We start from the raw sequence: 12,421 nt of genomic DNA on the forward strand, positions 1-12,421 counted from the left end.
GCGGTGCCCCGCGAAGCGATGGTCAGCGAGGTGACGGGTGAAGTCGTACGCCGAGACAGCCGGTGCGGTGGAGGTCGCCGACACCGCCGTCGTACGCGGCCCGAACGCGGTCGTCGTCCGGCTCTCCGTCAACGGCACCATCCGGAACATCCTGGTCGAGCCCCGGGTCAGCCTGCTGGACGCGCTCCGCGACCGACTCGACCTCACCGGCACCAAGAAGGGCTGCAACCAGGGCGCCTGCGGTGCCTGCACGGTCTGGGTGGACAGGCGGCGGGTACTGGCCTGCCTCACCCTGGCGATCACCTGCGAGACCCGCGAGGTCACCACGATCGAGGGGCTCTCCGACGGGGTGCACCTGCACCCGATGCAACAGGCGTTCATCAGCCAGGACGCCTTCCAGTGCGGATACTGCACCCCGGGCCAGATCATGTCGGCGGTGGCGTTCCTCGCCGAGGGGCACGCCGCGGACGACGCGCAGATCCGGGAGTGGATGAGCGGCAACATCTGCCGATGCGCGGCGTACCCGAACATCCGGGCCGCCATCCGGCAGGTCCGGGACGAGGCCGGCACGAGTGGGCCCGATGCGGCCGGTTAGCTACTCCCGGGTGGCCGACGTGGCCACCGCGATCGGGACGGTCGCGGCCGACCCGGACAGCACGTTCCTGGCCGGCGGCACCACCGAGGTCGACCTGCAACGCATCCACGTCGCCCGGTCGAAACGGCTGGTGGACATCAACGACCTGCCGCTGCGCCAGGTCGAGGAGCTGCCCGGCGGCGGGGTACGGATCGGTGCCGTCGCCCGGATGAGCGACGTCGCCCAGGCCCTGCCGGTCCGGCGCCGGTTCCCGATGGTCTCCGAGGCCCTGCTGCTCGGCGCCTCCCCGCAACTGCGCAACATGGCGTCGATCGGCGGCAACCTGATGCAGCGGACCCGCTGCGGCTACTTCCGGGACGTGGCGGCGCCCTGCAACAAGCGCGAGCCGGGCACCGGCTGCGCCGCGATGACCGGTGTCAACCGCGGCCACGCGGTCCTCGGCACCAGCGAGTACTGCATCGCCACCCACCCCTCCGACCTGGCCGTCGCACTGGTCGCGCTGGACGCGGTGGTGCTCACCCAGGGGCCGGCCGGACACCGCCAGATCCCCGCCGACGACTTCTATCCGATGCCCGGGGAGACCCCGGACCGCGAGCACCCGGTCGCGCACGGCGAACTCGTGGTGGCCGTGGAGATCCCGCCGCTGCCGATGGCGAGTACGTCGAACTATCTGAAGGTGCGGGACCGGGAGTCGTACGAGTTCGCGCTCGCCTCGGCGGCGGTCGCCGTGTCGCTGGACGCCGGAGTGGTCACCGACGTACGGCTGGCGCTGGGCGGGGTCGCGACGAAGCCGTGGCGGGCCCGTCGGGCCGAGTCGGTGCTGGTCGGCGCCCCGGCCACGGTCGAGTCGTTCCGGGCGGCGGCCGACGCGGAACTGGCCGACGCGGTGTCGCACGGGATGAACGCGTACAAGATCGAGCTGGGCCGGCGCACGATCGTCCGTGCGCTGCGCACGGTCACCGGCGACGCCCGGATGGTCAGCGACGACGGGAACCCGCCGTGAACGGAGTACGCGGATGAGCCCGGTGCTCGGGGCGGCCCTCGACCGGGTGGACGGCCGGGCCAAGGTCACCGGCGCGGCCCGGTACTCCGGCGAGCTGAACCTGCCCAACCTCGCCCACGCGGTACTGGTCGGTGCCCGGGTACCGAGCGGCCGGATCATCGGGATCGACTGCCGGCAGGCGAGTGTCGCGGACGGGGTGCTCACGGTGCTGACCCACCTCGACCTGCCCCGGGTCGCCGCCCGGCCGAAGCTGTTCCCGTCGCTGTTCGGGCTGACCGCGCACGGGCAGAGCTTCTTCCCGATGCAGGACGACGTGGTGCACTACGCCGGCCAGCCGGTCGCGATGGTGGTCGCCGACACCGTCGAGCGGGCCGAGCACGCGGCCACCCTGGTCCAGGTGAACTACGCCGAGACGCCCTCGGTGACCCTGCTCGACCAGGGGCGCGACCAGACGTACGAGCCGGCGAAGATCTTCGGCGGGCTGCTGCCGGGACGGAACCCGACCCGGGGTGACCCGGAGGCCGGACTCCGGGACGCGGCGGTACGGCTCGACGTGACGTACCGGTTCGCGGCCAACCACCAGAACCCGATCGAGCCCTCCACCACCACGGCGGTCTGGGACGACCTGGACCGGCTGACCCTCCACGACGCGACCCAGGGGCCGACCGCGACCCAGCTCTCGGTCGCCGAACTGCTCGGGCTGCCGCCGACCATGGTCCGGGTGGTCAGCCACTACGTCGGCGGCAGCTTCGGCGCCAAGGCGCTGATCTGGGCGCATCCGACCCTGGCCGCGCTCGCCGCCCGGCGGGTCGGCCGGCCGGTCCGGCTGGTGCTGAGCCGCGAGCAGATGTTCCACTCCTGCGGGCACCGCGAGGAGCAGGAGCAGCGGATCGGCCTCGGCGCCGACCGGGACGGCCGGCTGGGCGCGCTGCGCCACGACAAGACGTCGCTGACCTCGCACTACGACGACTGGGCCGAGACCTCGTTGGAGGCGCCCGCCGTGATGTACGCCGCCGCCACCTACGCAGGCGGCTACCGGCTGGCCCGGGGCAACACCATCACCCCGACCTTCACCCGGGGACCGGGCGCCGCCACCGGGATGTTCGCGCTGGAGTCCGCGATGGACGAGCTGGCGTACGAGATCGGGGTCGACCCGCTGGAGCTGCGGCTGCGCAACCACACCGACGTCGACCCGAGCACTGGCAACCCGTGGTCGAGCAAGGGACTCCGGGAGTGCTACCAGCGCGGCGCCGAACTCTTCGGCTGGTCCGGCCGCGACCCGCGCCCCGGAGCGCGCCGGGACGGTGACTGGCTGGTCGGCACCGGCATGGCCAGCGCCGCCTACCCGGTCGCCGCGCCGATGAACCCGCAACGGGCCCGGGCCCGGATGTACGCCGACGGCAGCGCGGTCGTCGAGGCCGGCATCTCCGAGTTCGGTACCGGGGCGCTCACCGCGATGACCCAGGTCGCGGCGGACGGGCTCGGCCTGCCGTTCGACCGGGTACGGTTCGTCGGCGGCACCACCGACCTGCCCAACATCGCCGCCGCGGTCGGTTCGGCCGGCTCCGGCGCGACGAGTTCCGCCGTACACCTGGCCAGCACCGGGCTGCGCGACCAGCTCGTCGGGCAGGCGGTGGCGGACGCCCGGTCCCCGCTGCACAACGCCGACCCGGCCGGGATAGTGGTCCGGGACGGCCGGATGTGCCTGCGCGACTCACCGCAGACCGGTGAGACCTACGTCGAGCTGCTGCGACGCAACCACATGCCGGACGTCGAGGCGCTCGGCGTCTGGCAGCCGACGCCGCCGGACGGTGGCGGGCACGGGATGTTCACCTTCGGGGCCCAGTTCGCCGAGGTGGCCGTCGACGCCGACCTCGGCCTGGTCCGGGTACGTCGGCTGGTCGGCGTCTTCGCCCCGGGCCGGGTACTCAACCGGAGAACCGCGCACAGCCAGTTGATGGGCGGGATGCTCTGGGGGTTGGGCCAGGCGCTGCTGGAGGCGACCCGGATGGACCCGCACACCGGGCGCTGGGCAAACGCCAGCCTCGCCGACTATCTGGTGCCGGTGAACGCCGACGTCCCGGACATCACGATCGACACCATCGAGGTGCCGGACTCGGTGGTGAACCCGCTCGGGGTGAAGGGGGTCGGCGAGATCGGCATCGTCGGCACCTCGGCCGCGATCGCCAACGCCGTGCACCACGCCACCGGGCGGCGGATCCGGCACCTGCCGATCACCGTCGAAGACCTGTTGTGAAGAGAATCGATTCTCATCCTTCGAGGCGGCCTTCTCGTCCTTCGAGTCGGCCCTTGGCGGGCCGTCACGCTCACCCGACACACCCTCAGTCAAGGTGATCAAGCGGGCCTCGTCGAGCACCACGATGGCGTCGACACGCCGAGGACCTGCGACAGACAACGGATCCAACCGCCGTCAGAGCGCCTCCGCACAGGCCACCCGTTGGCTGGACGGGTCCGGAGCACCTGACCGCTGGCCGCCGATCGTGAAGGTCGCGTCACTCCCTGGCGGACACGCCCCGACCATCATCTGGGTTATCCGGTGCGTCGGCTTGCGTTCGCCGGTGCCGTCGCAGCGGGTCTCCTCGACCGGGCCCAACCGTGGCTCCGAGACGCAGTCACCGACAACGATGCCGGGCCCGCCGCCCTCACCCGGATCGCCGGGATGTGGCGGCTTGAGGTTACGGGCACACGCGAAGGTGAAGCCGGCGGCACTCCCCTGCTGAGTCCGGATGACCCGCACGACATGGTCCGTTCCGGCCGGACAGTCTGGTTCGGCCAACGCGCCGGCCATGCCCAGACCGCCGACGTCCACGCTGATCACCGACGCGACCGCGGCCGCGTCGTCGCACGCGACCTCGCGCCAGCTCTCGCTGGTGGCATCAGGGCCTCCGGGAGCCACGCAGTCCGACACGCGCAGAGTGTCGTCCACCGCCCCGGTCGCACCCGCGTCTCGTGGTGACTCCTCCGCACAACCCGCCAACAGCACGAATAGCAGGGCTGCCACTCCGAGCGTCCTCGCTGCCCGCACACCGCCTCCATCCTCGTCAATGCGGGAAATATAACGCGGTCAGGCTACGGGCAGGTCGAACCCGACGCGGGTCCGGCCGTCGCCGGAGGGCCAGTTCGGCAGGTCGCGGGCGCTGCGTCGAGGGAACCGACCGGCGGGCTCAGACGACGATGCTGACCATCCGGCCCGGGATCACGATCACCTTCCGGGGCTCCCGGCCGCCCAACTGCTCGGCGACCGCGGCCAGGGCAGCGGCGCGTACGGGCGAGGTCGCGCTGCCGCCCCGCTGCGGCCCGGAGCTACCCGACGAGGGGCGGTCGGGTGCCGAGGCGGGACCCGGCGAGGTCGACCGGACCGTGGAAGGTGGCGACTCCGCTGCCTCCGCCGAGATCGAAGGTGGCCCGTGCGAAGCGGCAGCCGGCGAAGCTGGTGGCGCCGTGGAACTGGGCCCCGACGAACTCGGCGTACCCGCCCGCACCGCCGTGCAGGTCGAGGTCGACCAGGGTGGCGCCGCAGAGCCAGAGGTTGGTCTCCGGCCAGTACGGCTCGGCGGCCGGGCGAAGCCGCTCGGCGAGCACCTGTTGGACCTCCCGGCGCAGCCGCAGCTCCTCGGCCTGGGCGGGGTTCAGGTCGCCGTCGACCGGGAATGGCAGCGGGGTACGCAGATAGGCACAGAGCGCGTCGGTGACGCGTTCCCGCAGCTCCGGACGGGTGTCGCCGAGTTCGGCCAGCAGGCGTAGGCCGGTGCGCCGAGTGTCGGGGTCCGGGTCGGCGAGCTGCCGGGCGTACGGGCGGATGTCGTCGTCCGGCACCAGCCGGCCGGTGTCGGGCCGCACCGCCCAGCCCAGCGGCCAGTACGTCTCGCCGTATCCGTCCTCGCCGTCCTCGTCGGACCAGTGTGCGCCGGTCAGCTCCACGGCGGGCTGGTCCAGGTGCACCCGGGCGGCGAACTCGACCTCCCGGAAGTCCGCCGCCGCACCGAACCGAGCCTTGTAGAACCAGGCCGGGCCGGTGAAGCGGGCACCCCGGAACGAGACCGGCCCGGCAAAGCGCGCCCCGTCGCCGCCCTCCTCCCAGTCCTGGTAGTCCTCGACCAGCACGGCGACCGGCCACCGCGGATCGGTCTCGTTCGGCTCGTCCCAGGGCAGCGGGGAGAACTCCTCGAACACCTCCCAGGCCGGATCGTCCTCCCAGAGGGTCTCCTCACCCCGCCCGAACCAGGCGATCCCGCCGAACTCCGCCCCGGCGAACCCGGCCGTACCCCGGAACCGGGCCCGACCGAAGACCGCCTCGGCGCCGAAGCGGACGCCGTCGAACCGGGCGTCGCCCTCGAAGACCGTACGCGGAAAGAGCGCCTCGCCGTCGAACCTGGCCCCCTCGAACGACGCCGTACCGACGAACCGGGTGTCCGCGAACCGTCCCTCGGCCAGCTCGCAGCCGCGCAGGTCGACGTCGACCAGGGTCGTCCCGGAGAGGTCGAGGCTGATCCCCGGCCACGGTCCCGAGTCACCGGGGCGCAGTCGTCCGGCGAGCAGGTCGAGGACGGCCCGCCTCGGCTCGGTCTCCCCGTCGTCGCCGGACGCCGCCCGCAGCATCGAACCATCCGCTGGGCCGGTGGCCCGCAGATATTCGGAGATCGCGTCCGCCACCGGCTGTCGGAGTTCGGGCCGGGCGTCGGCGCGGGCCAGCAGCCGGCGTACCGCCGGGAGCCGGTCGGCCGGCTGGCCCTCCGCCAGCGCGACGAGGTCCGCCCGGTGCTCGTCCAGGTCCCGATCCGCCATGCCCGCCCGCTCCCCTTCCCCGACTGCTCCGATCACCGGCACCACCGACCCGCCGGTGCCGGAACGGACGCTAGCCGCAGCCGGCAACTCCGACCGCCATCGGCGGGCCGCTGCGCCGGACCGCACGTTGCCGACATCGCCGGCGGCCGGCAGGTCGGATCGGTCACCTGGACGCCAGGTGCGCTACCGGTGCTGGGTAACGCATCTGGCGTCCAGGTCGCCGGGGACTCGCGGCGTTGTCGGGCGGCGGGTCGCCGGCCGGACAACCTGTTCCCGACGAGACGGCGGACGGCGGCGGGTTGCCGGCGGAAGGTCGGGCAAGGTCAGGCGACGACGCTGACCATCCGGCCAGTCACCACGATCACCTTGCGCGGCTCCCGGCCGGCCAGTTGGTCGGCGACCGCCGCCAGCGCGGCCGTCCGGATCGCCTCCTCGGCCGCCTCCGCCGGCACCTCGACCCGGCCCCGGACCTTGCCGTTGACCTGCACGGGGTACGTCACCGTCTCGGCGACCAGCAGGCTCGGGTCGGCCACCGGGAACGGCTCGTACGCCAGCGACTCGGCGTGCCCCAGCCGCTGCCACAGCTCCTCGGCGACGTGCGGGGCGAACGGCGACAGCATCAGCAGCAGCGGCTCCGCCACCTCGCGGGGCGTCGCGTCCAGCCTGGTCAGGCCGTTCGTCAGCTCGATCAGTTTGGCGATCGCGGTGTTCATCCGGATGCCGTCCAGGTCGCCCCGGACCCCGTCGACGATCCGGTGCAGCAGCCGCCGGGTCTGCTCGTCGGCCGGCGCGTCGGTGACCCGCAGCTCGCCGGTCTGCTCGTCGACCATCGTGCGCCAGACCCGTTGCAGGAACCGGTACGCCCCGATCACCGCCCGGGTCTCCCAGGGCCGGGAGACGTCCAGCGGGCCCATCGACATCTCGTAGACCCGGAACGTGTCGGCGCCGTACGCCTCGCACATCTCGTCCGGGGTCACCACGTTCCGCAGCGACTTGCCCATCTTGCCGTAGACCCGGGTGACCTGCTGCTCGCCGAAGTAGTACTTCCCGTCGACCTCCTCCACCTCGGCGGCCTCGACGTAGCCGCCCCGGTCGTTCTGGAAGGCGTACGCCTGGATCATGCCCTGGTTGTACAGCCGGCGGTACGGCTCGAAGGACGAGACGTGGCCCAGGTCGTACAGCACCTTGTGCCAGAAGCGGGCGTACAGCAGGTGCAGCACGGCGTGCTCCTGGCCGCCGACGTACAGGTCGACGCCGCCGGGGTCGCCGGGCGACTGCGGGCCCATCCAGTACCGCTCGTTGGCCGGGTCCACGAAGCGGTCCGGGTTGGTCGGGTCCAGGTAGCGCAGCTCGTACCAGCAGGAGCCGGCCCACTGCGGCATCACGTTGGTCTCCCGGGTGTAGCGCTTCGGCCCGTCGCCCAGGTCCAGCTCGACCTCGACCCAGTCCTTGCGCCGGGACAGCGGGGTCTCCGGGTCGGAGTCGGCGTCCTCCGGGTCGAAGGTGCGCGGCGCGAAGTCGTCCACCTCGGGCAGCTCGACCGGCAGCATCGACTCGGGTAGCGCGACCGGGTTGCCCTGCTCGTCGTAGACGATCGGGAACGGCTCGCCCCAGTAGCGCTGCCGGCTGAACAGCCAGTCCCGCAGCCGGTAGGTGACCGCGCCGGAACCGTGCCCGTTCGCCTCCAGCCACTCGATGATCTTCGCCTTGGCGTCGGCGATGAACAGCCCGTCCAGGTCCAGGCCGCCGTCCGGCGCGGCGCTGTTGATCGCCGGGCCCTCCCCGGGGTACGCCTTGCCGTCGAAGTTCTTCGGCGGCTGCACGGTACGCACGATCGGCAGCTCGAAGACCTCGGCGAACTCCCAGTCCCGCTCGTCCTGCCCCGGCACCGCCATGATCGCGCCGGTGCCGTAGCCGGCCAGTACGTAGTCGGCGATGAAGATCGGGATCTGCGCGCCGTTGACCGGGTTGCTGGCGTACGCCCCGATGAAGACGCCGGTCTTCTCCCGGTTCTCGGCCTGCCGCTCGATGTCGGTCTTGACCCCGGCCGCCTTCCGGTAGGCGTCCACGGCGGCCCGGGGGGTGGCCTGCCCGCCGGTCCAGGCGTCCCTGGTGCCGCCCGGCCAGGCGTCGGCGGCCAGCGACTCGACCAGCGGGTGCTCCGGAGCCAGCACCATGTAGGTGGCCCCGAAGACGGTGTCCGGCCGGGTGGTGAAGACCCGGATCGGCGCGGCGGCGGTCGGGAACTCGATGTGCGCGCCGGTCGACCGGCCGATCCAGTTCCGCTGTTGCAGCTTGATCGGCTCGGGCCAGTCCAGCGCGTCCAGGTCCTCGATCAGCCGGTCACCGTACGCGGTGATCCGCATCATCCACTGCTTCAGGTTGCGCTTGAACACGGGGAAGTTGCCCCGGTCGGAGCGCCCGTCCGGGGTCACCTCCTCGTTGGCCAGCACGGTGCCCAGCCCCGGGCACCAGTTGACCGGCGCCTGGGAGACGTACGCCAGCCGGTGGTCGTCGACGATCCGGCGCCGCTCGGTCGGGGACAGCTCGGCCCAGCCACGCCCGTCCGGGGTGGCCCGGGTGCCCGCCTCGAACTCGGCGACCAGTTCGGCGATCGGCCGGGCCCTGGCGGCGACGCTGTCGTACCAGGAGTTGTAGATCTGTAGAAAGATCCACTGGGTCCATCGGTAGTAGTCGGTGTCGATGGTCGCCACCGAACGCCGGTCGTCGTGCCCCAGCCCCAGCCGGCGCAGTTGCGACCGGTAGTAGCCGATGTTCGCCTCGGTGGTGGTCCGGGGGTGGGTGCCGGTCTGCACCGCGTACTGCTCGGCGGGCAGCCCGAACGCGTCGAAGCCCATCGTGTGCAGCACGTTCCGCCCGACCATCCGCTGGTAGCGGGCGTAGCAGTCGGTGCCGATGTAGCCCAGCGGATGCCCGACGTGCAGCCCCGCCCCGGACGGGTACGGGAACATGTCCAGCACGAACAGCTTCTCCGCGTCCGCCCGGGGATGGCCGGGATCGGCCAGCGGCCCGACCGGGTTGGGCGCCCGGAAGGTGCCCCGCTCGGCCCACCGGTCCTGCCAGCGGATCTCGATCTCGCCGGCCAGCTCGGCCGTGTACCGGAACGGCGGGATGTCCGCCGCCGGCTCGGCTGCCTCGGTCGTCATGTCGTCTCCTCGCTACGTCTCCTCGTCGCTCCGCCCTGGTCGACCGAGCTGGCTGAGCACCGAAATTCAGGTTTGTGGGCCGGGTCCGTTCTCCGGGCATAAAAAAGCCCCTCACGCAGGAGGGGTGGCCGCGCTGTCGCTGTCTGTCGCGTCAGCACGGCTCGCTAAGGAGCAGGTGGACCCTGGACATGCGGCCATCGTACCGCGCCCCCGGTCGGGGTGTCGCACCCGATACCGGCCGGAGGATCCGACCCCGGGCTCTTCGGGTGTGCTCGGCTCTCCCGCCGAATACGGTTAGCCTGAGTGATGCGGGTGATCCGGTTACTCCGGACAGACGTATTCTCCCGCGAACCATACGGCCGGCCCAAGGACTCTTATAAGGCGGCGGCCGTGACCGACGAGGAGGAGGCCCGTGACTCAACAGACCTGGGACGAACTGGGTGGCACACTGCCGAGCGACCAGTTCCGTGCCGCCAGCGACGCGATCGTGGCCAACATCGAAGAGGTCATCGAGGGCAAGACCGCCACGGTCCGGCTCGCACTCGCCGTCCTGCTGGCCGAGGGCCATCTCCTGATCGAAGACGTACCCGGCGTCGGCAAGACCAAGCTGGCCAAGGCGCTCGCCCGGTCGATCGACTGCTCGGTCCGACGCATCCAGTTCACCCCCGACCTGCTGCCCAGCGACGTCACCGGGGTCAGCGTCTACAACCAGGAGACGCACGACTTCGAGTTCAAGCCGGGCGCGGTCTTCGCCAACCTGGTGGTCGGCGACGAGATCAACCGGGCCTCGCCGAAGACCCAGTCCGCGCTGCTGGAGTGCATGGAGGAGCGGCAGGTCACCGTCGACGGCGTCACCTACGAGCTACAGACCCCGTTCATGGTGATCGCCACCCAGAACCCGATCGAGATGGAGGGGACCTATCCGCTGCCGGAGGCGCAGCGCGACCGGTTCACCGCCCGGATCGCGATGGGCTACCCCGACCCCGGGGCCGAGCTGGCCATGCTGGACGTGCACGGCGGCCGGGACCCGATCCACGAGCTGCGGCCGGTCTCCGACGCCGCCACCGTCCGGAAACTGATCGCGACGGTACGCGACGTGCACGTCGCCGACGCCGTCAAGCAGTACGCCGTCGACCTGGTCACCGCCACCCGGGAGGCTCCCGACCTGCGGCTCGGTGCCTCACCTCGGGCCACCCTGCAACTGCTGCGCACCGCCCGGGCGGTCGCCGCGCTGGAGGGCCGCGACTACGTCCTCCCCGACGACCTCCAGGCACTCGCCGTACCGGTGCTCGCGCACCGGGTGATCTCCACGGCGGACGCGCAGCTCGCCCGGCGTACCACCGACGCGATCGTCTCCGACCTGGTGCACCGGCTGGCCCTGCCGCACGAGCGGCAGCGCTCGCCGTACGACACCCGGCCGTCGTCCGAGGACGGCACCGGGCGCTCCCAGTACGAGCCGCGGAGGCGGTGACGGTGCGCGAGGCGCTGCGCGGCCTCACCACCCGGGGGCGGTCCTTCCTGGCCGCCGCCGTGGCAGCGGCGATCTCCGCGCTGATCCTCGGCGAGAAGGACCTGCTCCGGGTCGCCGTCCTGCTCGGCGTACTGCCGCTGCTCGCCGCGCTCTACGTCGGGCGGAGCCGCTACAAGCTGGCGTGCAGCCGCTCGCTGGAGCCGCACCGGGTGCCGGTCGGGGCCAGCTCCCGGGTGGTACTCCGGTTGCAGAACATGTCCCGGCTGCCGACCGGGACGCTGCTGCTGGAGGACCGGCTGCCGTACGCGCTCGGCAGCCGTCCCCGGGTGGTGCTGGAGCGTCTCGGCGCGCACCAGGCGAGTTCGGTGGCGTACACCGTCCGGGCCGACGTACGCGGTCGCTACGAGGTCGGTCCGCTGGTGATCCGGCTGACCGACCCGTTCGGGCTCTGCGAGCTGACCCGGGCCTTCCCCAGCGTCGACCCGCTCACCGTCATCCCGCAGGTCGCCCCGCTCCCCTCGGTCCGGCTCGCCGGCGAATACGCGGGCACCGGCGACAGCCGGGCCCGCTCGGTCGCGGTGCACGGCGAGGACGACGCGGCGACCCGGGAATACCGGCGCGGCGACGACCTGCGCCGGGTGCACTGGAAGTCCACCGCGCGCACCGGTGAACTGATGGTGCGCCGGGAGGAGCAGCCCTGGGAGAGCCGGGCGACGGTGGTGCTGGACACCCGGGCGTTCGCGCACCGGGGCGAGGGGCCGACCGCCAGCTTCGAGTGGGCGGTGTCGGCCGTGGCCAGCATCGCGGTGCACCTGCGGCAGGCCGGGTACAAGCTCCGGCTGGTCAGCGACTCGGGGATCGACGCCAGCGCGAACGACGCCGGTGGCGAGGGTCTGCTGCTGGACTACCTCGCCGACGTGCGGCTCAGCCAGCGCGGCGACGTGGGGACGCTGGTCGAGCGGGTCCGGCAGCGTTCCGACGGCGGGCTGGTCATCGCACTGCTCGGCACCCTGACCACCGCCGAGGCGGACCTGCTGGCCGGGCTGCGCGGCAACGGCGCGACCTGCATCGCGTTCCTGGTGGACAGTTCGACCTGGCTGAACCTGACCCCACAGGCGCGCGAGGAGGCGAACCACGCGCACGGCGCGGCCGCGCTGGCCCTGATGCAGAGCGGCTGGCGGGTGGTCGGGGTCGAACACGGCAGCAAGCTGCCGGCGCTCTGGCCGCAGGCGGCCCGGGGCTCGCAGGGCTTCGCCTGGCGGGCCGTACTGGCCGAGACGGTCGCCGGCGGAGTCCGGTGACGCGCCGTCGGCGGCAGAGTGCCGGTGACCCGCCGTGCCCGGCGGAACCGGCGACGGAGTGAGGGTGAATCGATGACG

At 72.4% G+C, this 12,421-nt stretch carries 8 protein-coding genes; 5 read left to right on the top strand and 3 right to left on the bottom strand.

From position 1 onward, the window contains the following. Positions 1 to 67: 67 nt before the first annotated feature. The 3 genes from Pma05_RS10000 to Pma05_RS10010 are packed head-to-tail and all read left to right on the top strand — an operon-like array spanning position 68 to position 3,855. Positions 68 to 595, top strand: coding sequence for a (2Fe-2S)-binding protein (locus Pma05_RS10000; protein WP_203857119.1), 528 nt, complete (start codon positions 68 to 70; stop codon positions 593 to 595). After that, on the top strand, positions 582 to 1,598 hold the full coding sequence (locus tag Pma05_RS10005; protein ID WP_203857050.1) for an FAD binding domain-containing protein: 1,017 nt from the start codon (positions 582 to 584) through the stop codon (positions 1,596 to 1,598). The genes Pma05_RS10000 and Pma05_RS10005 overlap by 14 nt, the downstream gene beginning before the upstream one ends. A gap of 13 nt (positions 1,599 to 1,611) precedes the next feature. Beyond that, positions 1,612 to 3,855 (top strand): xanthine dehydrogenase family protein molybdopterin-binding subunit, encoded by a 2,244-nt coding sequence (locus Pma05_RS10010; protein WP_203857051.1) that lies wholly within the window; start codon positions 1,612 to 1,614, stop codon positions 3,853 to 3,855. A 174-nt stretch (positions 3,856 to 4,029) separates the two neighbouring features. Here Pma05_RS10010 and Pma05_RS10015 read toward each other — a convergent pair whose 3' ends face one another. The 3 genes from Pma05_RS10015 to leuS form a co-directional block, all read right to left on the bottom strand. After that, positions 4,030 to 4,620, bottom strand: a complete 591-nt coding sequence (locus Pma05_RS10015; protein WP_203857052.1) for a hypothetical protein — start codon at positions 4,618 to 4,620, stop codon at positions 4,030 to 4,032. Positions 4,621 to 4,922: 302 nt separating this feature from the next. Then, a complete protein-coding gene (locus tag Pma05_RS10020; RefSeq protein WP_203857053.1) occupies positions 4,923 to 6,404 on the bottom strand; it encodes a pentapeptide repeat-containing protein in 1,482 nt (493 codons plus the stop codon). A 323-nt stretch (positions 6,405 to 6,727) separates the two neighbouring features. Beyond that, a complete protein-coding gene (gene leuS / locus Pma05_RS10025; RefSeq protein ID WP_203857054.1) occupies positions 6,728 to 9,571 on the bottom strand; it encodes a leucine--tRNA ligase in 2,844 nt (947 codons plus the stop codon). Positions 9,572 to 9,983: 412 nt separating this feature from the next. Between leuS and Pma05_RS10030 the strand changes: the two genes are divergently transcribed. Both Pma05_RS10030 and Pma05_RS10035 read left to right on the top strand, forming a co-directional pair. Continuing rightward, complete coding sequence (locus tag Pma05_RS10030) at positions 9,984 to 11,042, top strand: AAA family ATPase (RefSeq protein WP_203857055.1); 1,059 nt, start codon at positions 9,984 to 9,986, stop codon at positions 11,040 to 11,042. Between the two features lie 2 nt (positions 11,043 to 11,044). After that, positions 11,045 to 12,343 (top strand): DUF58 domain-containing protein, encoded by a 1,299-nt coding sequence (locus tag Pma05_RS10035; protein ID WP_203857120.1) that lies wholly within the window; start codon positions 11,045 to 11,047, stop codon positions 12,341 to 12,343. The last annotated feature ends 78 nt before the right edge of the window (positions 12,344 to 12,421 follow it).

Source organism: Plantactinospora mayteni, assembly GCF_016862935.1.
Taxonomy (GTDB): domain Bacteria; phylum Actinomycetota; class Actinomycetes; order Mycobacteriales; family Micromonosporaceae; genus Plantactinospora; species Plantactinospora mayteni.